Source organism: Micromonospora sp. PTRAS2, from assembly GCF_054052245.1.
Genome location: NZ_JBSWBU010000004.1, coordinates 114159 through 138380, shown reverse-complemented (window position 1 = coordinate 138380; position 24222 = coordinate 114159). Strand labels below are relative to the sequence as shown.

Below are 24222 nucleotides of genomic sequence, written 5' to 3'. Positions count from 1 at the left end.
GGGGTGGGGCCGCACCCGGCGGCCCCACCCCGCCCCCGGCACCACCATCACCAGACCTCAGGAAGGCAACACGGACATGAGCGACAACCAGCACGGAATGAGCCGCCGCCGGATGCTCGGCGCCGTCGCCGGCGCGGCCGGCGCGGCGGCCATCGGCGGGGCGACCGGATTCGGCTCGTCGGCCAGCGCCGCCAACGGCGTCCTCGTCCCGCCCGGCAAGCGCGGCATCATCCTCTACTCCGTCCGGGACCGGATCAGCGCCGCCCCCGACGCCACCGGCGTCCCGTACGGCTTCGAGCGGGTGCTCGGGCGGCTCGCCGAGATCGGCTACAAGGAGATCGAGTTCGCCGGCTACAACCAGAGCACCGCCATCCTGGGCCGGCAGATCACCCCCGCCGAGATCCGCAAGATCCTCGACGACAACGGGCTGCGGGCCAACGGCACCCACGCCTCGATCCCGAGCACGCTCACCCCGACCACGGTCGCCGCGTTCGAGGCGCAGCTCGACATCGCCGCGACGCTCGGCATGAGCCACATCGGCACCGGCTCCGACCCGACCAACAGCAACTACAAGGCCGACTGGGACGCCGCCGCCGAGCGGTGGAACATCCTCGGCGAGATGGCCGCCTCGCGCGGGCTGAAGCTGTACACCCACAACCACGACGCGGCGTACAACTTCCTGCTCGACAGCGGCCCGCTGGACGACCTGGGCCGGCCGACCCGGTCCTCCGGCATCCGGAAGCTGGAGTACTTCTTCGCGCAGACCAACCCCGAGTGGGTCTTCTTCGAGATGGACATCTACTGGGCGCACGTGGCCCAGCACCGCTGGCACACCTACACCGACCCGGACGGCGTGGCCCGCACGGACATCTTCGACCCGCTGGCCACCGTCCAGGCCCGGACCATGCGCTTCCCGCTGTTCCACGCCAAGGACGGCAAGCGCAACCCCAACGTCACCAACGGGTACGAGTTCGCGCCGCTCGGCCAGGGCGACATCGACTACGGAGGCTTCTTCGCCAACATGGGCGCGAAGGGCTACCACAACCCGATGTGGGAGCAGGACAACGCGCCCGGCGGCACCGCCGACCCGGGCCGGTCGCTCCAGTACGCCCAGATCAGCTACAAGCACATGTCGGGCCTGCGCGGCTGAGCCGAGCCGACCCGAGGGGGCCGCGTCCGGGGTGACCGGGCGCGGCCCCGCCCCGCGTCCGGGGTGACCTGGCACTCGTTGTCGCCCTCGACGGGCGCGGCCGGGGGACGACGGGGGAGGATTCCGGACGGAGGTGGTCACGACATGACGTACGACGGCCCGGACAACGCCGACCAGGCCCGGCTGCTGCGGTTGCTCCGCGACGACGGCCCGCGCTCCCGGGTCGAGCTCGGCGACGCTGCGGGGCTCAGCCGGGCGCGGCTCGTCGCGGAGGTCGACCGCCTGGTCGCCCTGGGCTTGGTGGAGACCGCCGGCCCGGCCGCGTCCCGGGGCGGTCGCCGCTCGTCGCTGCTGCGCATCGCCGGCGCGGTCCGCTTCGCCGGGATCACGATCGGCCCCCGGGAGATCGACGTCGCGGTCACCGACGGCGAGCTGTCCGTCCTGGCCCGGCGCCGCGAGCCCGTCGACGTCCGCCTCGGCCCGGAGGCGACCATCGCCCGTACGCTCGAACTGCTCGGCAAGGTCCGCGCGAACCTCGGCCTGGGCCGGCTCACCGGGGTCGGGGTGGCCCTGCCCGCCCCGGTCGCGTTCCGCGAGGGGTCGCCCGTCTCCCCGCCGGCCCTGCCCGGCTGGCACGGGTACGGCGTGCGCGACGCGCTCGCCGCGGAGCTGGGCTGCCCGGTGCTGGTCGACAACGACGCCAACGTGATGGCGCTCGGCGAGCAGCACGCCGGCACCGGCCGCGCCTTCGACGACTTCCTCTACGTCAAGCTGGGCACCGCCATCGGCTGCGGCCTGGTGCTCGGCGGCGCGCTGCACCGGGGCGCCACCAGCGGCGCGGGCGGCATCGCGCACCTGCGGCAGAGCGACGACGGCCCGACCTGCGCCTGCGGCGAGACGGGCTGCCTGGAGGCGTACTGCTCGGACGAGGCCCTGGTCCGGGAGGCGCTCGCGGCGGTCGAGGACGGGCGGTCGCCGGCGCTCGCCGCCCGGCTCGCCGAGGCCGGCGCGATCACCGTGGCGGACGTGGGCCGGGCGACGGTCGCCGGCGACCCCGCCGCGCAGACGCTGGTCCGCGACGCGGCCCGGCGGCTCGGCCGCGTCCTGGTCGGGCTGGTCAACTTCGTCAACCCGGGCATCGTGATCATCGGCGGGACGGCCGTCGGCCTCGGGCCGACCATGCTCGCCGAGATCCGGTCGGTGGTCTACCGGCGGTCTCCGCCGCTGGCCACCGGCAACCTGCCGATCGTGCTGTCCGACCTGGACGACACCGCCGGGGTGGTGGGCGCGGCCCGCCTGGCCAGCGACGACGTCTACGGCGCGTCGTGACCGGTGGGCCGGGCCAGCGGGGCGGCCGGCGGCCCTGCCCGGCGGGAGAGGCGGCCCTGCCCCGCAGGTGACCGGCGCGGCCGGCCGGACCCGGGCGGGCCCGACCGGCACGGCCGGCTCAGTCCTCGGTGCTGCCGAGCGTCAGTCCTTGCTGCTGAACGCCGCGTCGAAGGCCGCCGACGGGGCGTCGAAGGCGAGCCGCCGGACGAACTGCAACGCCTCGGGGGCCCCCACGAGGCGGTCCATCCCGGCGTCCTCCCACTCGATGGAGATCGGGCCGGAGTAGCCGATGGCGTTCAGCGCCCGGAAAGAGTCCTCCCACGGCACGTCGCCGTGGCCGGTGGAGACGAAGTCCCAGCCCCGGCGCAGGTCGGCCCAGGGCAGGTGGGACGCCAGCCGGCCGCGCCGGCCGTCGCCGGTGCGCACCTTCGCGTCCTTGCAGTCGACGTGGTAGATGCGGTCGGCGAAGTCGAAGATGAAGTTCACCGGGTCCAGCTCCTGCCACACGAAGTGCGACGGGTCCCAGTTCAGCCCGAACGCGGGCCGGTGACCGATCGCCTCCAGCGTGCGCTTGGTCGTGTAGTAGTCGTAGGCGATCTCGCTGGGGTGTACCTCGTGGGCGAAGCGCACCCCCACCTCGTCGAAGACGTCGAGGATCGGGTTCCACCGGTCGGCGAAGTCCTGGTAACCGCGCTCGATCATCTCCGGCGGCACCGGCGGGAACATCGCCAGGGTGTGCCAGATCGACGAGCCGGTGAACCCGACGACGGTGTCCACGCCCAGCTTCGCCGCCGCCCGCGCGGTGTCCTTGATCTCCTCGGCGGCCCGCTGGCGGACCCCTTCCGGCTCGCCGTCGCCCCAGATCCGGGCGGGCAGGATCCCCTGGTGCCGCTCGTCGATCGGGTGGTCGCAGACGGCCTGGCCGACCAGGTGGTTGGAGATCGTGAAGACCTTCAGGTTGTGCTTCGCCAGGGTCGCGAGCTTCCGTTCGACGTACGAGTCGTCGGCGAGGGCCTTGTCGACCTCGAAGTGGTCGCCCCAGCAGGCGATCTCCAGCCCGTCGTAGCCCCACTCGGAGGCGAGCCGGCAGACCTCGTCGAACGGAAGATCGGCCCACTGGCCGGTGAAGAGCGTGATGGGTCGCGCCATGAGTCCTACTCCCCTGTGGTGGTAATGGGGGATTCCGTGTGCGTGACCGGGGCGAGGGTGACCGGGCTGGGCCGGGCTGGTGCGCGGCGGACCGGGCGGGGTGCCGGTGGGCGCGGAACAGCGCCTGGGCCCAGCGGGTTGCGCCTCCCGCCGGGTCACCGGCAACCGCGTACGGTCGCCGCCGCTCACTCTATGGCCGCCTGCGGCGGTTAGGAAGGGCCCCCTGTGCAACAGAATGCGTTAACAGGGGGCCCTTCCTAACCTCCAGCTAGCTGGGCAGGGTCCACTTCTGGTTGGCCCCGCCGTGGCAGGACCACTGGTGCACGACCGCGCCGTCGGCCGAGTTGTTGCCCGAGACGTCCAGGCACTTGCCCGACTGCGTGTTGCGCAGGCTCCCGTCGGACTGCGCCGCCCACCGCTGGGCGCCACCGCCGTTGCACGACCAGAGCTGCACCTTCGCCCCGTCGGCAGAGGAGCCGCCGTTGACGTCCAGGCACTTGCCCAGCGACCGCAGCGTGCTGTCCGTGCCCACCGTCCACTGCTGGCCGGCGGCGCCGTTGCAGGTGAACAGCTGGATCTGGGTGCCGTCGGCCGAGGAGCCGTTGCGCACGTCCAGGCACTTGCCGGCCAACCCGACGATCCGCCCGGTGCGGGTCGTCGGCGGGTTCGTGCCGCCCAGCTCCTTGATCCGGATGTTGCGGAACGACACGTCGTCACCGGTGCCGTGGTTCTGGATGCCGACGTAGCCGGCGAGCGAGCGGGCCGGGTCGGTGTTGGTGAAGTCGTTGATCTTCACGCCGTTGAGCAGGACCTGGAGCCGCTCCCCCTCGACCAGCAGCTCGTAGGTGTTCCACTCCCCCGGCGGGTTGAGCGCGGCGTCGCGGGCCGCCAGGTCGGCGGACTTGACCCCGTAGATCGAGCCGGTGGTGCGGTCGTCGGAGTCGGTGGCGTCGATCTGCACCTCGTACCCGTTGGTCATCGCCGAGTTCGGGTCGGTGGAGGCGGGGAAGCCGACGAAGACCCCGGAGTTGTCGTCCCCGGGGATCCGCCAGTCCAGCTTCAGCGAGTAGTTGGTGAACTGCTTCGCGCTGTACCAGTACAGGCCGAGGCCGCCGGAGGAGCTGAGGGTGGCGTCGGTGTTGGTGAAGCCGCCCGGCCCGGCCTGGCTCCAGCCGGTCGTGGAGCCGTTGTAGAGGGCGGTGTAGCCGGTCTCGGGCCGGCAGTCGGCCTTCGTGCGCCCGGCCGCGTACCGGATGCCGCCGAGCAGGTGGGACCGGAACGCCGCCTCGGAGTACGACGACTGGCTGTGGCCGCCGCCGGTGTAGAAGGACCGGCCGCCGCTGTAGGTCTTGCACCAGGCGTGCGGGTGGTCGCCGCCCATCGCCCCGCCGGAGTACGACGACTCGTCGAGGCTGGCCAGCACGTGCGCGGTGGAGCGGGCGTTGGTGCGGAAGTCGTACCACTCGTCGGTGCGGGTCCAGGTCTGGCCGAGGTGCGCGGTGGCGGCGTGCGCCCGGTCCTCCACCTTCACCCGGGCCTGCTGGATGGCTGGGTGGGAGGCGAACCACGCGCCGACGAGGTTGCCGTAGAACGGCCAGTTGTATTCGGTGTCGGCGGCGGAGTGCACGCCGACGTAGCCGCCGCCGGCGCCGATGTACGACTCGAACGCCGCCTGCTGGCTGTCGTTGAGCACGTCGCCGGTGGTGTTGAGGAAGATCACCGCCTCGAAGCGGGCCAGGTTGGCGGTGGTGAACTGGGCGGCGTCCTCGGTGGCGGTGACGGTGAAGCTGTTGGCCGCGCCGAGGTCACGGATGGCCTGGGTGCCCACGGCGATGGAGTCGTGCCGGAACCCGGCGGTCTTGGAGAAGACCAGCACGTCGTACGGGGCGTCGGCGGCCGACGCCGGGGTGGCCGGGGTGGTGCAGGCGAGCACGGCCAGGGCGGCGGTGGCCGCCCCGAGGAGGGGACGGAGGAGTCTTCGCATGTCGTTCTCCTGGGTGTGGTGGCGGTGCGGTCCCCCGCCTGGGGCGGGGGACCGCAGGGAGACCGCAGAGGTGCCTTAGGGCAGGGTCCACTTCTGGTTGGCCCCGCCGTTGCAGGTCCACAGGTGCACGACCGTGCCGTCGGCGGAGTTGTTGCCCGAGACGTCCAGGCACTTGCCCGTCGGGGTGTTGCGCAGCGAACCGTCGGACTGCGCCGCCCACCGCTGGGCGTTGCCGCCGTTGCACGACCAGAGCTGCACCTTCGTCCCGTCGGCCGAGGCGCCCCCGTTGACGTCCAGGCACTTGCCCAGCGACCGGATCGTGCTGTCCGTGCCCACCGTCCACTGCTGGCCGGCGGCGCCGTTGCAGGTGAACAGCTGCACCTGCGTGCCGTCGGTCGACGAGCCGTTGCGCACGTCCAGGCACTTGCCGGCCAACCCGACGATCCGGCCGGTGCCGGTCGGCGGCGTCACGGTGCCGGTGTTCAGGGTGAACGCGTCGACGTCGTACAGCGTCCCGGAGCCGCCGGCGAAGGTGAGGTAGAGGGTGGTGGTGCCGGTCGGCGGGTTGGAGATCGACCCGGTGACGGTGGTGAAGGTCTCCCACGACCCGGTCACCGGGACGGTCACCGAGCCGAGCACGGTGCCGGTCGGCGAGCCGGTGCGGACCTGGAGCGTGCCGCCCGCGCCGGCCGAGGAGACCCGGGCGGTGAACGAGGTGACGTTCGCGATCCGGTACGGCTCGAAGGCGATCCACTCCCCGTTCTGGATGTCGCCCACGGTCTTGCCGCCCTCGGCGGTGGTCTTGTCGTAGGTGCTGATGCCGGACGAGGTCTTGAAGTGCTCGGCCTGCCGGTGCCGGGGCTGCAGGATGTGCTGGGTGTGCGTGGTCAGGCCGCCGGCGTCGGTGTACTCGGCGTCGAAGACGGCGAAGATGTTCGCCGCGTCGTCGTGCTCGCCGTCGACGGGGATGGTGATGGTGCCGGAGCAGCCGTTCTGCGAGGCGATCTGGTGGCCGTGCTGGTCGTGGCCGAGCACGTAGGTCATCTTGACCTTGGTGCAGTCGATCGAGCCGTCCTCGGGGTCGGTCACGGTGATGCTGAACGGCACGTTGTCACCGAAGGAGAACAGGCTGCCGTTGGCCGGCCCGGTGATGGTGACCGTCGGGGCGGTGTTGCCGACGTTGACCGTGACGCTGCTGGAGCCGGTCGCGCCCTGCGGGTCGCGCACGGTCAGCGTCGCGGTGTACGACCCGTCCGTGGTGTACGTCTTCGCCGGGTTGGCCGCCGTGGAGGTGGTGCCGTCGCCGAACGCCCACGAGTAGGTCAGCGCCCCGCCCTCGGGGTCGGCGGACCCGGCCGAGGAGAAGTTCACGGTCAGCGGGGCCGGCCCGGAGGTCCGGTCGGCGCTGGCGCGGGCGGCCGGTGCCCGGTTGCCGACGCCGACGTAGTCGAAGCGGTACAGCGCCGAGTTGGCGTCGCCGTTGTAGTAGCCGGTGCCGTAGTCGAGCACGTAGTACGCCCCGTCGGGGCCGAACGCGGAGTCCATCACCTGCTTGCCGACCCAGGGGAAGCTGTCGATGGTGCCGGGCGACCCGTCGGTGTTGAGGTGGATCGGCTTGATCCAGCCGCGGCCGAACTCGGTGGCGAAGAACTGCCCGTCGAAGGACTGCGGGAACTTCGTCGCCGAGGGGTTGTTGGCGTCGAACCGGTAGACCGGGCCGGCCGCCGGCGACTCGGAGCCGCTGCCGAACGCGGGCGGGCTGCCGGAGTCGCCGCCGTACTTGATCCAGGAGGGCTTGGCCGGCGGGAGGGTGCTCAGGCCGGTGTTGCGGAACGAGTTGTTGGTCGGCCCGCCGGTGCAGTTGAACTTGGGGCCGGTGGAGTTGCTGGCGAAGTCCCACTCGTTGTAGGTCTCGGCGGTGGTGTTGGTGCCGGTGCAGTACGGCCAGCCGTAGTTGCCGGGGCCGGTGACCCGGTTGAACTCGACCTGGCCGGCGGGGCCCCGGTTGGAGTTGGTGCTGCCGGCGTCCGGCCCGTAGTCGCCGACGTAGACGATGCCGGTGGCCTTGTCGACGCTGATCCGGAACGGGTTGCGGAAGCCCATCGCGTAGATCTCGGGGCGGGTCTTCGCGGTGCCGGGGGCGAAGAGGTTGCCGGCCGGGATCGAGTACGTGCCGTCGGCGTTCACCTTGATCCGCAGGAGCTTGCCCCGCAGGTCGTTGGTGTTGCCGGCGCTGCGCTGCGCGTCGTACGCCGGGTTGCGGTTGGTGCGTTCGTCCAGGGGCGAGTAGCCGGCGGAGTCGAACGGGTTGCTGTCGTCGCCGGTGGACAGGTAGAGGTTGCCGGCGGCGTCGAAGTCCATGTCGCTGCCGACGTGGCAGCAGATGCCCCGGTCGGTGCCGATGTCGAGGATGTCGACCTTGCTGGACATGTTGATGGTGAAGTCGGAGTTCAGGGTGAAGCGGGACAGCCGGTTGACGCCCTGCCAGGCGGACCAGTTGGTGCCGGTGGCGGGCGCGTCGCCGCCGGGGGTGGACAGCGGCGGGGCGTAGTAGAGGTAGATGTGCCGGTTGGTGGCGAAGTTCGGGTCGACCCCGAGGCTCTGCATCCCGTCCTCGTCGTGCGTGTAGACGGGGATGGTGCCGATGACCTTGGTGGTGCCGGAGGCGTCGGTGCGCCGCACCGTGCCGTTGCGGGCGGTGTGCAGCACCGACCGGTCCGGCAGCACGGCCAGCGACATCGGCTCGCCCATCTCGGAGACGCCGCGGGCCAGCTCGACCTGCTGGAAGTCGCTGGCGTTGATGGTGTGCGCGGCGGCCGGCGCCGCCGACACGGCGACGGCGGTGGCCGCGGCGACCACCGTGAGCAGGGCGGTGCCCGCCGCCTGCCAGCTCCGGGCCGGGCCGTGGTGTCCGGCGGCGCGGCGGTGGTGACGAAGTCTTCTATACATGCAGGGGTGCCCTCTCTGGCCGGTGGTGGGGCGCGTCGTCGCGCCGGATACCGCGACGGACGTCCCTTCGGCACACCGGTGGACGTTCCTCGGCGGGCTGGGCTCGTCGGCAGGGACGAGACCGTCGGCACGCGGGGACGGAGATTGCGGCCGGCAGCCGACGACGAGGGCACCGCGCCCACTGGAGACACCTCGTCGAACCGATTCGCAGCACATTCACAGTAATCGATCTGCGCGGTTGTGTCGAGGATGTTTCGAAAATGTGCGCCCGCCGCCGGCCCGCACGAACGGGCTGCCGCCCGGCACCGCCGGCCCGGCGGCGGGCGGGCCCCGCACCGCCGGGCCCGCACCGCCGGGCCCGGCGGCGGCGTCAGACCGTGCGGGTGATGGTCCGGGCGGCCAGCCCGGCGAGCGCCTCCCGGGCCGCGGGGGCGAGCGGCGCGTCGGCCAGGGCACGCAGGCCCGCGTTGGCCCGCATCCGGATCATCCGCTCGATCTCGTCCCGGGCGCCCGTGGCCTCGATGATGGCCCGCAGCTCGGCGGCGCCCTCGTCGTCCAGGTCGGCGTTGCCGAACAGCTCCCGCAGCCGGGCGCTCTGCGCCCGGTCCGCCGACTGCCGGGCCAGCGCCATCATCACCGTCGGCTTGCCCTCACGCAGATCGTCCAGGACGGACTTGCCGGTGACCTGTGGGTCGCCGAAGACGCCCAGCACGTCGTCGCGGAGCTGGAAGGCATCGCCGACCGGGTCGCCGAACTCGGCCAGCGCCTCCGCCAGCTCCGGCGACCCGCCGGCCAGGGCAGCGCCGATCTGCAACGGCCGGGTCACCGTGTAGCGCGCCGCCTTGAGCCGGATCACGGTGAGCGCGCTGGCCACCGAGCCGTCGCCCACGCCGGAGACCAGGTCCAGGTACTCCCCCGCGATCACCTCGGTGCGCATCAGCGCGAACACCGCGTACCCGCGCAGCAGTTCGTCGCGGCGCAGCCCGCACTCGTGGAACATCTGGTCCGCCCAGGCGGCGCAGAGGTCGCCGCAGAGCAGGGCGGTGTTGCGCCCGTACGCCTCCGGGTCGCCCCGCCACGCGGAGCGGGTGTGCAGGTCGGCGAAGATGCGGTGCACCGACGGCGCGCCCCGCCGCCGGTCGCTGTGGTCGAGGATGTCGTCGTGGATCAGCGCGAAGGCGTGGAACAGCTCCAGCGCCGCCGAGGCGACCAGGATCGGGGTGCCGTCCCCGCCGTCGTCCTCCCCGCCGGCACCCCGCCAGCCCCAGTAGCAGAACTGCGGGCGCAGCCGCTTGCCGCCGGCCAGGACGAACCGGTGCAGGGCGGCGAAGATGCCCCGGGGTGCGCCGTCGGGCCAGTCGGGAGCCTGCCGCTCGAGGAAGGCGGCCAGCTCGGTGTCGACCCGGGTGCGCAGGCCGCTCGCGTCGCTGGGCGCGGCCGTCACCGTCATGTTGTGTCTCCCTGTTCAGTGGCGAGGCCGGTTCACCCGTGACGGGTCAGGCCGGCCAGCTCCAGCAGCAACGCCTTCACCTCGGTCGCCGCCACCGCGTCGCGGGCCGGGCCGGGGTCGGAGCAGAGCAGCACCGGACCGTCGGCCGGGTCGGCCGGCAGCCGGCCGTGCGACCCGCGCACCGCCCGCGCACCGGCGTCCAGCCCCACCACGCTCATCAGATACCGCATACCCAACTTCTTACGGGCCAGGGCGGTCGCGGCCCGGCGCTTCGCCGCGCCCGGGGCGGCCGGGTCGAAGAACAACTCGGCGGGGTCGTACCCGGGCTTGCGGTGGATCTCCACGAGCCGGGCGAAGTCGGGGGCGCGGGCGTCGTCGAGCCAGTAGTAGTACGTGAACCAGGCGTCCGGCTCGGCCACCAGCACCAGCTCGCCGCTGCGCGGGTGGGCCAGCCCGTACGCGGCCTGGCCGTCGGCGTCGAGCACCTCGGCCACCCCGGGCAGCCCCGCGCAGAGCTTCGCCACCGCCGGCACGTCGGCCGGGTCGCGGACGTACACGTGGGCGATCTGGTGGTCGGCCACGGCGAACGCCCGCGACGTCCACGGGTCCAGGTACTCCATGCCGTCCTGGGTGTACACCCGCAGCAGCCCCTCGGCGCGCAGCAGCCGGTTGACGTCCACCGGGCAGGCCACGTCGGTGATGCCGTACTCGGACAGGGCCACCACCGTGGCGCCCTTGGCGCGGGCGGCGTCGATCAGCGGGCCGAGCACCTTGTCCAGCTCCGCCGCCGCGGCGGCGGCCTGCGGCGAGGACGGCCCGAACCGTTGCAGGTCGTAGTCGAGGTGCGGGACGTAGACCAGGGTCAGGTCGGGGGCGTGGTCGGCGAGGATCTGCTCGGCCGCCCGGCAGATCCACGCCGACGACGGCAGCCCGGCCCCCGGCCCCCAGTACGTGAACAGCGGGAACGTGCCCAGCTTCGCGGTCAGCGCGTCGTGCAGCTCGGGCGGGTCGGTGTAGCAGTCGGGCTCCTTGCGGCCGTCGGCGTAGTAGACCGGGCGGGGGGTGACCGTCCAGTCCACGTCCGCGCCCATGGCGTACCACCAGCACACGTTGGCCACCGTGTAGCCCGGCTCGACCTTCCGGGCGGCCTGCCACAGCTTCTCCCCGCCGACCAGGGCGTTGTGCTGCCGCCAGAGCAGCACCTCGCCCAGCTCCCGGAAATACCAGCCGTTGCCGACGATGCCGTGCCCGGTCGGCGGCTCGCCGGTGAGGAACGTGGACTGCACCGCGCAGGTGACCGCCGGCAGCACCGTGCCGAGCGGGGCGGTGAAGCCGCCGTCGGCCACCGACCGCAGCCGGGGCATGTGGGCCAGCAGGCGTGGGGTCAGGCCCACCACGTCCAGCACCACCAGTCGCTTGCTCACCGCAGCACCCCCGTCCCAAGTGATGTGAGACCCACGGCGACCAGCTCGTCGCGGGCGAAGGCCAGTTCGGCGGCGATCCCGGCGGCCAGCTCGGCCGCGTCGCGGGGCCGCCGCGCCGCCGGCAGCACCCCCCAGGTGTACGTCTCGACGTCGAGGTGGTCGCAGCCGGCGACCGGGCCGGCGAACAGCGCGGCCAGCGCGGCGCGCAGCACCGGCACGGTCGCGGTCAGCGGCGGCTCGGGCGGGGCGTGCAGCGGCACGTGGTAGTGCACCCGCCACGCGCCGGGCAGCGACGCGGCCAGGGCCGCGTCGAGGTCGTCGGCGGCGTACGCCGGGTCGGCCGGGTCGGCGGCGTGGCCGCAGCCGGCCGCGCGGGTCTGGTGCAGGAAGCGCGGCTCCACCCACGGGCGCAGCGCCTCCACCGCGCCGGCCGGGGCTTCGATCGCGGCGGACACCTGCACCTTCACCACCGGCAGCCCGGCGGCGGCGAGCCGGCCCAGGGCGGCGGCCGGCTCCTCCCACGCGCAGGCCAGGTGGGCCAGGTCCAGGCAGACGCCGAGCCGCGCCGGGTCGGTGCCGGCGAGCAGGGCGGCGGCCTGGCCGGTGGACTCCACCACGCAGCCCGGCTCCGGCTCGAAGCCGACCCGCACCGTGCGGCCGGTGTCGCGCTCGATGCCGGCCAGCCCGGCGGCCAGCGCGTCGAGCCGCCGCCGCGCCGCGTCGGCCCGGTCGGCGTCCCACGGGGTGCGCCAGGCCAGCGGCAGGGTCGACACCGAGCCCCGGGCCGCGTCGTCGGGCAGCAGGTCGGCCAGCACCCGGGCCAGGTCCAGGGTGTACGCGAGCCGCTCGGGCGTCGTCCAGTCCGGGTGGTAGACGGCGTGCTTGACCACCGGGGCCTGGAACGCCGCGTACGGGAAGCCGTTGAGCGTCACCACCTCCAGCCCGCGCGCGGTCAGCTCGGCGCGCAGCCGGCGGCGCAGGCCCTCGTCGGCGGCGAGCGCGGCGGCCACCGGTGCGGCCAGCCACAGCCCCAGCCCGAGGCGGTCGGAGTCGAGGGCGCGGCGCACCGGCACGGCGTAGGTGTCCAGTTGGGCGAGGATGCCGGCGAGGTCCTCGGCCGGGTGCACGTTGGTGCAGTAGCCGAGGTGCACGGTCTCGCCGCCGCCGTGGCGCAGCCGCATCAGCTGCCGCCGCGCAGGATCGAGTTGCCGGCGAACGTGCCGCCGGCACCGCCCGCCCCCGGCTGCCCGCCGGCCGCGCCCGGGGCGTCGGCGTCGGCGTCGTCGACGCCGGTCAGGTCGAGCCGGCCGGACTGGGCGTAGAACTCGACCGGGTTGCGCCACAGCACCCGGTCGACGTCGTCGGCGGTGAACCCGGCCAGCAGCATCGCCTCGCCCGTGGCCCGGGTCAGCAGCGGGTCGGACCGGCCCCAGTCGGCGGCCGAGTTGACCAGCATCCGCTCGGTGCCGTACAGCCGCAGCAGCTCCACCATCCGCGGCGGCGACATCTTGGTGTCGGGATAGATGGAAAAGCCCAGCCAGCAGCCGGAGTCCCGGACCAGGCCGGCGGTCACCTCGTTGAGGTGGTCGAGGACCACCCGGCCCGGGTCGATGCCGGACTCGGCGACCACGGCGAGGCTGCGCTCGACGCCCCGGGCCTTGTCCCGGTGCGGGGTGTGCACCATGGCCGGCAGGCCGTGGTCGACGGCCAGGGCGAGCTGGGCGGCGAACGCCTCGTCCTCGGCCGGGGTCATCGAGTCGTACCCGATCTCGCCGACCGCCACCACGCCGTCCTTCTCCAGGTAGCGGGGCAGCAGGTCGAGCACCGGCCGGCAGCGGGGGTCGTTGGCCTCCTTCGGGTTCAGCGCGATGGTGGCGTGGTGCCGGACGCCGAACTGCGAGGCCCGGAACGGCTCCCACCCGATGATCGAGTCGAAGTAGTCGGCGAAGCTGTCCGGGCTGGTGCGCGGCTGGCCCAGCCAGAACGCCGGCTCGACCACCGCCCGGACCCCGGCGGCGGCCATCCGCTCGTAGTCGTCCGTGGTGCGGGAGGTCATGTGGATGTGCGGGTCGAAGATGCGCATGGTCACGCCTTCCGGGCGTCGGACGGTACGGCGGGGTCCGCGACCGGGCTCGCGGCGGGGCCTGCGGCAGGGTTCACGGGGCTCGCGGCGGTGAGCCGGTCGAGCAGGGCGGCGGCGTCGGCCGGCACGTCCCGGCCGGCGGCGCGCCGCTCGACGGCGAACCCGCCCAGCATGGCGGCCAGCCCGGCGTCGGCGCGGGCGTCGAGGTCGTGCACCACGGCCAGCGGCACGCCGGTGAAGACGCACTTGAGCACGGCCTGCCGCCAGGCGTCGGCGTCGAGGTGCCGGGAGTACGGGCCGAGGGCGGCGGCGATCAGCCGGGTGTCGTTGGTGCGGATCGCGTCGTGCAGCAGCGGCTCGCACTCCGCGCCGATCGGCAGCAACGGCAGGGCCCGCAGCACGGCAAGCTTCTCGGCGGCGTCGCCGTGCCGGTAGACGTCGGCGGCGTGGCCGGCGTGGTCGGCGGGCAACGCCGCCAGCAGCAGCGCCCGCGCCGCCTCGTCGGCCGTCCAGCCGGGGGCGTCGGGCAGCGGGCCCCGGCCGCAGCGGCGGGCGGCGGCGGCGAAGAACCGCGGGACCGTCGCCGGTTCGGCCGCGACGCGCTCGATCGCCGCGTCCAGCCACTCCGGGTCCGGTACGCCCCGCAGGGCGGCGCGTAGTCGTTCGGGTGTCATCCCGGTCTCCCTTCCGAGCTGGTGCGGACGGTGCTCAGCCGCCGCCGGGGTGGTCGGACGGTGTGCCGGGCCCGGCGGCGGCACGGCCCGCGACGGCGCGCTCGGCGGCGACGGCGTGTCCGGCGGCCACGGCGCGCTCGGCGGCGGCCCGCAGGAAGTCGAGCGACCGGGCGGCCACCTGCGGGGCGGCGTGCGAGTGCCGGGGCAGCTCCACGGCGACCAGCCCGGCGTAGCCGACCTCGGCGAGCGCGGCGAGCACCGGCGGGAAGTCGATCTCGCCGGTGCCGAACTCCAGGTGCTCGTGCACGCCCCGGCGCATGTCGTCGATCTGCACGTTGACCAGGTGCGCGCCGACGGACCGGACGCAGTCGGGCACGTCGACCGGCTCCAGGCAGCGGCAGTGTCCGATGTCGAGGGTGAGGCCGAACGACGCCGGGCGGCCCAGGGCGTCGTGCAGCCGCCGCCAGTCGGCGATGTCCTCGACGAGCATCCCGGGCTCCGGCTCGAAGCCGAGCCGCACCCCGGCGGCGTCGGCCGCCGCGCAGACGGTGGCGCAGCCGGCCACGAGGCGGTCCCAGGCGACGGCCGGCGCGACGTCGGCGGGGCGCACCCCGGCCCAGAAGGAGACCGCCTCGGCGCCCAGGTCGGCGCCGACGGCGACGGCCCGGCGGAGGAACTCGACGCGGCGGGCCGGGTCGTCGTGCAGCAGGGTCGGCGCGTGCTTGTGCCACGGGTCGAGCAGGAACCGGGCCCCCGTCTCGACCACCACGGCGAGCCCGAGCGCGTCGAGGCGGCGGGCCACGGCGGCCGTGCGGCGGGCCAGGTCGGGGGCGAACGGGTCGAGGTGGTCGTGGTCGAGGGTGAGCGCCACCCCCCGGTAGCCGAGGTCGGCGATGACGGCGAGCGCGTCGTCGAGCCGGTGGTTGGCGAACCCGTTCGTGCCGTAGCCGAACCGCAGCGAGCCGGGCCCGGCCGGGGCGGCGGGGGCGGGGCGGTCGGCGGCGGGGCCGACCGGCGGGTCGGCGGTCACGTCGGGGACACCCTCCGGGCCAGCAGCCGGCCCAACGGCGCGGCGGCGGCGACCGCCAGGCCGAGCAGCCCCGCGCCGGCCCGGGCGGTCAGCGCGCCCTGCAACGCGGGCAGCCCGGTGATGCCTGCGCCGACGGCGGCCCGGACCCGGCCGGCCGAACCGTCGGCGAGCACCCGGACCTGCGCCCCGCCGTAGCGGGCGAGGTAGCCGGCGGCGAGGGCCGCCGGGGCGGCGGCGGGCCGGGGGCCCACGGCGGCGGCCGCGACGAGGGCCGTGCCGGCGAGGGTCGCGCCGGGCAGGGCCCGGTCGGTCCCGCCGACCTCGCGGCGGGACAGGGCGGTGACCGTCCAGGTGTGCGCGGCGACGGTGGCCGCCGCCGGCACGGCCCGGGACAGCCGGCCGCCGGTCGCGCCGAGCAGCACGTCCAGCCCTCGGCAGGCCGCCATGACGGCGGGGCCGGCGGCGGTGTTCTTCGCCGCCAGGTCGTACGCCCAGACGGCGGCGGCCAGCGGCACGGCGACGGCGGCGGCGCGCCGGCCGCCCGCCGCGGCGGCCAGGGCCACCCCGGCGGCGGTCAGGCCGGCGGCGACGCCGAGCGCGGCGGGCGGGCTGACCCGGCCGCTGGGGATGGGGCGCTCCGGGCGCTCGACCGCGTCGAGTCCCCGGTCGGCCCAGTCGTTGGCGGCCATCCCGGCCCAGTACAGCAGCACCGACGCGGCGGCCAGGCCGGGCGTACGCCGACCGAGCGCGCCGGCCGCCGCCGCGCCGGCCAGCACGTCGCCCGGCACGGAGAGCCCGGCCGGGGCGCGGACCAGCTCGGCAAGGTCGGCGAGGGTGCTCACGCGGCACCGCCGGCCGGCGGTGTGCCGGCCCCGGCGTGCAGGTCGGCGGCGAACGCGGCCAGCCGGGCCCACTGCTCGCCCAGCGCGTGGCTGGGGGCCCGGTCGGCGGTCGCACCCGCCTCCGGCACGGAGTCGGCGGGGCCGAGCGGGTCCTTGAAGAAGAACGCGAGGTCGGTCAGGGGCCCGTGCCGGCCGGCGGCGTGCGCGGCGGCGGTGATCCGGGCCAGGTCGAGCACGAGCGGGGCGGCCAGCGCGGAGTCGCAGCCGTGCCAGGTGAACTCCAGCCGCATGCCGGTGCCGAGGAAGCCGGCGAAGGTGATCAGATCCCAGGCGGTCTTGAAGTCGCCCAGCTCCTCGACGTAGTCGATGCGGGTGTCGCCCTGCGGGACGTACCCGAGGATCTCGCCGAGGACGCGCTGCTTGCTGGCGACCTTGGCGGCGTTGGCGTCCGGCTGGGCCAGGGTCGCGCCGTCGCCACCGCCGAGCAGGTTCGTGCCGGACCAGGAGCGCACCGCGAGGTGCCGCATCGCGAACATCGGGGCGAGCACCGACTTGAGCAGGGTCTCCCCGGTCTTGCCGTCGTGCCCCGCGTACGGCACGGCGTGCCGGGCGGCCAGCGCCGCGAGGGCCGGCAGCCGGGCCCCGGTCGACGGGGTGAAGTCCACGTAGGGGCAGCCGGCGGTGAACGCCGCGTACGCGTACAGCGAGCTGGGCGGCAGCACCTCCTCGCCGGCGGCGAGCGCGGCGGCCAGGGCGTCGGGGTCGGCGTGCGCGGGGTGCGGGCGGGCGGCCGGCTCGGTGGCCGAGACGTTGACCACCACCACCCGGTCCAGCCCGTGCCGCTCGCGGAACGCGGCGAGGTCGGCGACGACGGCGGCGGCCCGGTCGGCCTGGGTCCCGTCCACCGGGGCGGGGCGCACGTCGTCGTCGACGGCGGCCAGTTCCTCGCCGAGCGCGGCGACCAGTCGGGCCGGGACCACCCCGGCGTCGGCCAGGGACTCGGCCCGCTTGGCCAGCGGGGTGGCGGCCACGTCGTGACCGCCGAACACGAGGTCGGCGAACGAGGGCCACGCGGGGCCCCGCAGCTCGGACAGCTCGGTGACGCAGCCGGTCGGGCCGGTCAACCCGGCCCGCAGGGCGAGCGCCCCGACGATGCTGGTGGTCGCGACCGAGCCGCGCGCCCCCACCAGCCAGACACCCGTACGCATGGTGCTCCTTCCGCCAGTGGCTCCAGCATAGATCAACGTCGATATTATGCGCCCCGCCCGGCCGCCCGGCCCGACTCCCCACGTCCGGCGCCGAAAGCGGCGACAACGGTGCCGGGTGAGTTCGCCGGATCGGGCGGCGGACGAGGCTGGCAGGCAGGGTCGGTCGGCGTCCCGTCCCTGTCTCCCCCGCAGTGCGTGGTGCGTGGTGCTCGGCCCTCCGGCGCGACCGGGGAATCCCGGTCCGGCCGCACCGGAGGTGCCGTCGTGCTGTCGTGCGCGCCGGGCGGATGCCCGCCGTCGCACGCCTTCCGGAGCCGACCCCGTCCCCGCCGCGGGGCGCAACCGCGGCGGGTCCCTCGCCGGCCGGTCCGGAAAGCCTCTGGTCGGGCGGTGCGGCACGGGGCCGCACCGCCGTCCGGTCAGGCGGCGACCGCCTCCAACGCCGGCGCCACGTGGGTCCAGGTGGAGCCCAGCTCCGCCGAGCGGGTCACCGCGTCCAGCACGAGCTGGACCTGCAACCCGTCGACGAACGACGGCGCGGGGTCGACGCCGGTGGCGATCGCCTCCACGAGATCGCGCGCCTGGTGGGTGAAGCTGTGCTCGTAGCCGATGATGTGGCCCGGCGGCCACCACGCCGACATGTACGGGTGCTCGGCCTCCGTCACCAGGATGCGGGTGAAGCCCTGCTCGGCGGCGGGTCGCGTCGCGTCGTAGAACTCCAGCTCGTTGAGGCGTTCCAGGTCGAAGACCAGGGTGCCCAGCGAGCCGTTGATCTCCACCCGCAGCGCGTTCTTACGGCCGGTGGCGAAGCGGCTCGCCTCGTACGTGGCCAGCGCGCCGTCGTCGAGCCGGGCCACGAAGACCGCCGCGTCGTCCACGGTGACCGGTCCCATGTCCGGGCCCTGCCCGTCGGCCGCGCCGTTGCCGGCGGCCTGCGCGGCCAGGCCGCTGTACTCCGCCGGCAACGGACGCTGCTTGACGAACGTCTCGGTGATCGCACTGACCCCGGTGATCCGCTGGCCCGTGACGTACTGGGTCATGTCGATGATGTGCGCACCGATGTCACCCAGCGCGCCGGAGCCCGCCTTGTCCTTCTGCAACCGCCAGACCAGCGGGAACTGCGGGTCGACGATCCAGTCCTGGAGGTACGCCGCCCGGACGTGGCGGATGGTGCCCAGTCTTCCCTCGGCGACCATCTGACGCATCAGGGTGACCGCCGGGACCCGGCGGTAGGTGAAGCCGCACATGGACCGGACCCCCGCCGCCTGCGCGGCGACCGCCGCGGCGGCCATCTCGCGGGCCTCGGCGACCGTGTTGGCCAGCGGCTTCTCGCAGAGCACGTGCTTGCCGGCGGCCAGCGCGGCCAGCGCGATCTCGGCGTGGCTGTCCCCCGGTGTGCAGATGTCGACCACGTCGATCTCGTCGGACTCGACGAGGCGACGCCAATCCGTGGTGTGCGCCTCCCAGCCGAGCCGGTCGGCGGCCTCGGCCACCTTTCCGGTGTCCCGGCCGCAGACCAGCGCCATCCGCACCTGCGCCGGCAGGTCGTACACCCGGTTCACGGTGCGCCACGCCTGTGAGTGCGCGGCGCCCATGAACGCGTAGCCGACCATACCGACCCGCAGTTGACTGTGGTGAGTGGACAAGGTGGGTCTCCCCCCGTGTGTCAGAACCCGAGCTTGAGGTAGTTGCTCGCGTTCTCCTTGGTGATCGTCTCGGAAGCCAGCACGATCTCCTTGGGCACCTGGAGCTCCACCAGGTCGGACATGCCCTTGCCCTGGCCGATGAGCCGGGCGAGCGAGATCGCGGAGGACGCCATCGACGGGCTGTAGGTGACGGTGGCCTTCAGGACCGTGTTGTCGGCCTGGATGTCCTCCATCGCCTTCTTCGAGCCGGCGCCGCCGACCATGAAGAATTCCTTGCGGTTGGCCTGGTTGACGGCGGCGAGCACCCCGATGCCCTGGTCGTCGTCGTGGTTCCAGATCGCGTCGATCTTCGGCAGCGCCTGGAACAGGCCGGTGGCGGCCTGCTGGCCGGAGTCCGCCGTGAACTCCGCCGGACGCCGGTTGGCCACCTTGAAGCCGCTCGCGGCGAGCGTGTCCGCGAAGCCCTTCGAGCGCTCCTGGGTCAGCTCCAGCGAGTCGATGCCGGGGATCTCGCCGATGATCGGGTTGCTGACGCCCTTGGCCTTGAGCTGGTCGATGATGAAGGTGGCCGCGGCCACCCCCATGCCGTAGTTGTCGCCCTTGATCTGGAGCCGGTAGGCCCGGGCGTCCGGGAAGGCCCGGTCCAGGTTCACCACGGGGATGCCGGCCTTCATGGCCTCCAGGCCGAAGGCGTTGAGCTCCTTGCCGTCGTGCGGCAGCAGCACGATGACGTCCGGCTTCTGGGCGACCAGGGTGGACAGCGCCGCGCGCTGGGCCGCCGCGTCCGCGCCGGCCTCGACCGACGTGAACTTCACGTCGGAGTACGCGCCGGCCTGCGCCTTCGCGTTGTTGGTGATGGCGGCGATCCAGCCGTGGTCGGCGGCCGGGGCGGAGAAGCCGATGGTCACCTGCTTGCCCGGGGTGCTGTTGCCGCCGGCGGCGGCCTCGGCCACCTTGGTCTGCGCCGCCGTGGGCGCCGCCTCGTTGCTGGTGCACGCGGTGAGCAGGGCGCCCGCGCCGAGCGCGGCCCCGCCGAACAGCAGCCGCCGACGGGACAGGTCCCGACTGTGCTGGGTCATGACGACCTCCTGGAAGAGGGTGGTGGGCGGAAGAAGGGTGTGGTGCGCCGAGCCACCGTCGGTGCGACGGTCGCCGGATGTGCTGGGCGGTGTGGTGCCTCGGGTGGTGGTGCGGGTGGATCAGGTGGTGGTGAGGCGGTTGCGGCCGAGGAACTGGGTGAAGCTGCGGAACTGGAACTGCTGGATCAGGACGGCGGCCACGATGATCCCGCCCTTGACCATGTTCTGGGCCTCGGTGGAGAGGCCGTTGATGGCGAAGAGGTTGGTGATGGTGGAGAAGATGATCACCCCGAGCAGGGAGCCGACGATGGTCCCCCGCCCGCCGCTGAGCAGCGTGCCGCCGATGATCGCGGCGGCGATCGCGTCCAGCTCGTAGAGGTTCGCCATCGCTGCCTGGGCGGAGTTGGCCTGCGCGGTCAGCATGATCGCGGCGATGCCGCAGCAGAGGCCGGAGAGCGCGTAGAGCAGCACGGTGTGCCGCCGCACGTTGATGCCGGCGAGCCGGGCCGCCTCCGGGTTGCCGCCGACGGCGACGGTGCGCCGGCCGAACGTCGTCCGGTTGAGCAGCACCCAGCCGGCGACCACCACGGCGGCGAGGATGTAGACCAGCAGGGGGATGCCGAGCGGGCTGGTGCTGGCGATCCCGTTGATCACACTGTTGCCCGACACCTGGGTCTGCTTGTCGGAGATCTCCGCGGCCAGGCCCCGGGCGGCCACCATCATGGCCAGGGTGGCGATGAACGGCACCAGCTTCCCGTACGAGACGAGCAGGCCGTTGACCAGGCCGACGCCCAGCCCGACGGCGAGCGCCGTGAAGATCATGCCGCCCGCGCCGTAGCTCTGGGTGGCCAGCGTGGTGGCCCACACCCCGGCCAACGCCACGATCGCGCCGACCGACAGGTCGATCCCGCCGCCGATGATCACGAACGTCATGCCGACGGTGACCACGCCGACCACGGACGCGAGCTTGAGGATGGTGAGGATGTTGTCCCACACCCAGCTCGAGTTGCCGTACAGGTCGGGGCGGGTGGCGATGCCGATCACGACCAGCACGACGAGGACGCCGATCAGGCCGAGGTTGCGCCGGGCGCCCTCGCCGCTGTCGCCGCGCCAGAAGGAGAGCCGGCCGGCGGCCGGGGCGGCCCCGTGATGACCGGGGCTCTTGGCGGCCGCCGCCGTCGCGGCGGGGTCCACGGGCGGGGACTGGGCCGGCAGCTCCGCCGGCCGCTCCGGTGTGGCGGTGGGTGTGCTATCGGTCATGCTGGTGCGCCTTCCATCAGCGACCCCGCCATGACGAGGTCGAGCACCGTGTCTTCGTCCAGTTCACCGGCGGGCGCCTCGCGCACCATCCGGCCCTCGCGCATCACCAGCACCCGATCGGCCAGGCCGAGCACCTCGGGCACCTCGCTGGAGACCAGCAGCACCCCGACGCCCTGGGCGGCCAGCCCCCGGATCACCTGGTACAGCTCCGCCCGGGCGCCGACGTCGACGCCGCGGGTGGGCTCGTCGAGCAGCAGCAGCTTCGTGCCGCCGAGCAGCCAGCGCCCGACCACGACCTTCTGCTGGTTGCCGCCGGAGAGGGTGCGCACCGGCCGGCGCACGTCGCGGGGACGCAGCTCCAGGGAGTCGGCGACCCCCTCCGCCTCGGCCCGCTCCCGCCCGGCGTCGGTGAAGCCGAGGCGGGCGAACCGGCCGAACGTGGCCAGCGTGACGTTGCGGAAGATCGGCTCGCCGAGCAGCAGCGCCTGACTCTTGCGCTCCTCGGGGGCCATCCCCATGCCGGCCCGTACCGCCGCGCCGACGCTGCCCGGGCGCAGCGCGCGCCCGCCCATCCGGACCGCGCCGGCGTCCGCGCGGCGGGCGCCGTAGATGGTCTCCAGCAGCTCGGAACGGCCGGAGCCGACCAGCCCCGCGATGCCGACGATCTCGCCGGCCCGCACGCGCAGCGACACGTCGGCGAACTCCCCGGCCCGGGTCAGCCCGTCGACCTGGAGCAGCTCCGCGCCGGCACCGGTGTCGGCGGGACGGTCCGGGAAGACGTACTCGATGTTGCGGCCGGTCATCTTCGCGACCAGCTCGCTGGTCGGGGTGTCGCGCGCCGGCAGGTTCGCCGCCGTGGTCCGGCCGTCCTTGAGTACGGTGACCCGGTCGCCGATCTCGCGGATCTCCTCCATGCGGTGGGAGATGTAGATGACGGCGATGCCCTGCGCGGTCAGCTCACGGATGATCCGGAACAGGTTGCCCACCTCGTCGTGGGCCAGCACCGCGCTCGGCTCGTCCATGATGATCAGTCGGGCCTCGTGGGAGAGCGCCCGGGCCATGCTGACGATCTGCTTGCCGGCCGCCGGCAGCGCCCGCACCATCCGGCCCGGCGGGATCTCGCCGTGGCCGAGCCGGCCCAGGATCTCCCGGGTCCGGCGGGCCATGTGGCCGCGGCGGACGAAACCGCCCCGGCGCGGCTCGTGGCCGAGGAACGCGTTCTCGGCGACCGACAGGTCGTCGACCAGGTCGAGTTCCTGGTAGATCGTGGCGATGCCGGCGCGCATGGCGGCCTGCGGGTTGGCGAACTCGACCGGCTGGCCCCGCCACTGCACCTCGCCCGAGTCGGGGCGGTGCACCCCGGCGAGGACCTTGATCAGGGTGGACTTGCCGGCGCCGTTCTGGCCGAGCAGGCAGTGCACCTCGCCGGCCCGCACCTCGAGCTGCACCCCGCCCAGCGCCCGTACGCCGGGGAAGGTCTTCACCACGTCGGTCAGCCGCAGCACCACCTCACCGGCCACGGTGTCGGCGGGGGCCTCGACCAGCGGGGCCGCGTTGTCGTCCTTGCTCATGACGCCTCCCCGAAGGCCACATCGCTGGCGAGCACGGCGGCGCCGGCCACCCCGGCGCGCGCGCCCAGCTCGGACAGGACGACCGGCAGGTTGCCGGTGGCCAGCGGCAGCGACCGGCGGTAGACCACGCTGCGGATCTCGGCGAGCAGGATGTGGCCCAGCCTGGCCAGCCCACCGCCGATCACGATCATCGACGGGTTGGTGAAGCTGACCAGCCCGGCCAGCACGCCGCCGACCCGCCGGCCGCCGTCGCGGATGAGCTGGATGCAGACCACGTCGCCCTCGATGGCGCCCTCGGCGACGTCCTCCGCCGTGACGGTGCCCCGGGTGGACAGTCGCTCGGCCAGGGCCGGCGAGGAGCCGTTGCGCGCGGCGGCGTTCGCGTCGCGGGCCAGGGCGGCCCCGCTGAAAAGCGCCTCCAGGCAGCCGGCGTTGCCGCAGGAGCACGTCGGCCCGTGCGTGTCGACCTGGATGTGGCCGATGTCCCCGGCGCAGCCGTCGGTGCCCCGGTAGACCTCGCCGCTGAGGTAGATCCCGCACCCGATACCGGTGCCGATCTTGACGAACAGGAAGTCGTCCACCGAGTGGGCGACGCCGCCGTGCCGCTCGCCGATCGCCATGATGTTGACGTCGTTGTCGACCACCGCGGGGCAGCCGTGCTCGCGGGTCAACAGCTCGCGGACGGGGAAGCGGTCCCAGCCGGGCATGATCGGCGGCGAGACCGGCACCCCGTCGCGGAAGCTCACGGGCCCGGGGACGCCGATGCCCACGGCGTGCAGCCGCTCGTACGCCCCGTCGACCCGGAACTTGTGCAGCAGCTCGTTCACCCGCTGGAGGGTCACCTTCGGACCGTTGCGGATGTCGGCCGGCTCCGCGTACGCGGCGACCGGCTCCAGCCGCCCGTTGACCACCTCGACGTCGATCGAGCTCGCGCCGAGGTCGACCGCCGCGAAGCGCAGCTGCGGGTTGAGCTCGACCAGGGTCGACCGGCGCCCGCCCCGCGACGCCGCGAGGCCGGCCTCGGCGACGTAGCCGAGGTCCACCAGCCGCTCCAGCTCGGCGAGCAGCCGGGGACGCGGCATCTCCAGCCGGTCGCCCAGCTCCGCCCGGGAGACAGCTCCCTCGTCGCGGAGCAATCGCAACAGCCGCAGGTGCAGGGGCTCCACCGTTCGCACCGGCAACTCACCTCCGCATCGGAGTCGTTCACATCGACGAAATCGCGACGTGTTGTGTGCGACACAGTAGAAGCGTTCTGCGGCTGCTGTCCAGAGCTTCAGCCGATCTGACCACAACTTTCGTCCGTTCGAACAAAAGCAAGTAGTTGATCTGGGAAAGGTGCGGACGAAACCGTCAGCCGACCACCGACCCGCCGCCAAAGGGACACGGTCCGCCAG

At 73.9% G+C, this 24222-nt stretch carries 18 protein-coding genes; 2 read left to right on the top strand and 16 right to left on the bottom strand.

Annotated elements, in window-relative coordinates; all coding sequences use genetic code 11:
- Nucleotides 1-76: 76 nt before the first annotated feature.
- Nucleotides 77-1150 carry a sugar phosphate isomerase/epimerase family protein gene (locus ACVMYR_RS15610; protein ID WP_457122098.1) on the top strand — a complete coding sequence of 358 codons (1074 nt, stop codon included), beginning with the start codon at nt 77-79 and terminating at the stop codon, nt 1148-1150.
- Between the two features lie 144 nt (nt 1151-1294).
- Nucleotides 1295-2479: an ROK family transcriptional regulator gene (locus tag ACVMYR_RS15605; protein WP_396787712.1), complete on the top strand. Its 1185-nt coding sequence runs from the start codon at nt 1295-1297 to the stop codon at nt 2477-2479.
- A gap of 141 nt (nt 2480-2620) precedes the next feature.
- Here the strand turns inward: ACVMYR_RS15605 and ACVMYR_RS15600 are convergent, their stop codons facing one another.
- The 16 genes from ACVMYR_RS15600 to ACVMYR_RS15525 form a co-directional block, all read right to left on the bottom strand.
- Complete coding sequence (locus tag ACVMYR_RS15600; protein WP_043966839.1) at nt 2621-3628, bottom strand: sugar phosphate isomerase/epimerase family protein; 1008 nt, start codon at nt 3626-3628, stop codon at nt 2621-2623.
- Nucleotides 3629-3896: 268 nt separating this feature from the next.
- Nucleotides 3897-5612 (bottom strand): ThuA domain-containing protein, encoded by a 1716-nt coding sequence (locus tag ACVMYR_RS15595; RefSeq protein ID WP_396787711.1) that lies wholly within the window; start codon nt 5610-5612, stop codon nt 3897-3899.
- 75 nt (nt 5613-5687) lie between these two features.
- Nucleotides 5688-8561: a carbohydrate-binding protein gene (locus ACVMYR_RS15590; protein ID WP_431893527.1), complete on the bottom strand. Its 2874-nt coding sequence runs from the start codon at nt 8559-8561 to the stop codon at nt 5688-5690.
- Nucleotides 8562-8931: 370 nt separating this feature from the next.
- The gene (locus ACVMYR_RS15585; protein ID WP_077938794.1) at nt 8932-10011 is read right to left on the bottom strand and encodes a polyprenyl synthetase family protein; all 1080 of its coding nucleotides are present in this window, start codon (nt 10009-10011) and stop codon (nt 8932-8934) included.
- A gap of 32 nt (nt 10012-10043) precedes the next feature.
- Entirely contained in the window at nt 10044-11435 is a 1392-nt protein-coding gene (locus ACVMYR_RS15580; protein WP_457122097.1) for an alkaline phosphatase family protein, read from the bottom strand.
- Nucleotides 11432-12616, bottom strand: a complete 1185-nt coding sequence (gene eboE / locus ACVMYR_RS15575; RefSeq protein WP_077938792.1) for a metabolite traffic protein EboE — start codon at nt 12614-12616, stop codon at nt 11432-11434. The genes ACVMYR_RS15580 and eboE overlap by 4 nt, the downstream gene beginning before the upstream one ends.
- Complete coding sequence (locus ACVMYR_RS15570; RefSeq protein WP_077938816.1) at nt 12616-13518, bottom strand: TatD family hydrolase; 903 nt, start codon at nt 13516-13518, stop codon at nt 12616-12618. Before ACVMYR_RS15570 ends, eboE begins: the two co-directional genes overlap by 1 nt.
- Before the next feature lie 2 nt (nt 13519-13520).
- Nucleotides 13521-14192 carry an EboA domain-containing protein gene (locus ACVMYR_RS15565; protein ID WP_457122096.1) on the bottom strand — a complete coding sequence of 224 codons (672 nt, stop codon included), beginning with the start codon at nt 14190-14192 and terminating at the stop codon, nt 13521-13523.
- A 34-nt stretch (nt 14193-14226) separates the two neighbouring features.
- A complete protein-coding gene (locus ACVMYR_RS15560; protein ID WP_457122095.1) occupies nt 14227-15222 on the bottom strand; it encodes a sugar phosphate isomerase/epimerase family protein in 996 nt (331 codons plus the stop codon).
- A complete protein-coding gene (locus ACVMYR_RS15555) occupies nt 15219-16064 on the bottom strand; it encodes an SCO3242 family prenyltransferase (protein ID WP_457122094.1) in 846 nt (281 codons plus the stop codon). Before ACVMYR_RS15555 ends, ACVMYR_RS15560 begins: the two co-directional genes overlap by 4 nt.
- On the bottom strand, nt 16061-17272 hold the full coding sequence (locus ACVMYR_RS15550) for an inositol-3-phosphate synthase (RefSeq protein WP_077938791.1): 1212 nt from the start codon (nt 17270-17272) through the stop codon (nt 16061-16063). The genes ACVMYR_RS15555 and ACVMYR_RS15550 overlap by 4 nt, the downstream gene beginning before the upstream one ends.
- Nucleotides 17273-17691: 419 nt before the next feature.
- A complete protein-coding gene (locus ACVMYR_RS15545; protein WP_396788074.1) occupies nt 17692-18885 on the bottom strand; it encodes a Gfo/Idh/MocA family protein in 1194 nt (397 codons plus the stop codon).
- A gap of 53 nt (nt 18886-18938) precedes the next feature.
- Nucleotides 18939-19997, bottom strand: coding sequence for a substrate-binding domain-containing protein (locus ACVMYR_RS15540; protein WP_043966827.1), 1059 nt, complete (start codon nt 19995-19997; stop codon nt 18939-18941).
- Nucleotides 19998-20117: 120 nt separating this feature from the next.
- Entirely contained in the window at nt 20118-21257 is a 1140-nt protein-coding gene (locus ACVMYR_RS15535; RefSeq protein WP_077938789.1) for an ABC transporter permease, read from the bottom strand.
- Nucleotides 21254-22828 carry a sugar ABC transporter ATP-binding protein gene (locus ACVMYR_RS15530; RefSeq protein ID WP_077938788.1) on the bottom strand — a complete coding sequence of 525 codons (1575 nt, stop codon included), beginning with the start codon at nt 22826-22828 and terminating at the stop codon, nt 21254-21256. The genes ACVMYR_RS15535 and ACVMYR_RS15530 overlap by 4 nt, the downstream gene beginning before the upstream one ends.
- Complete coding sequence (locus tag ACVMYR_RS15525; protein WP_077938787.1) at nt 22825-24003, bottom strand: ROK family protein; 1179 nt, start codon at nt 24001-24003, stop codon at nt 22825-22827. The genes ACVMYR_RS15530 and ACVMYR_RS15525 overlap by 4 nt, the downstream gene beginning before the upstream one ends.
- Nucleotides 24004-24222 lie beyond the last annotated feature (219 nt).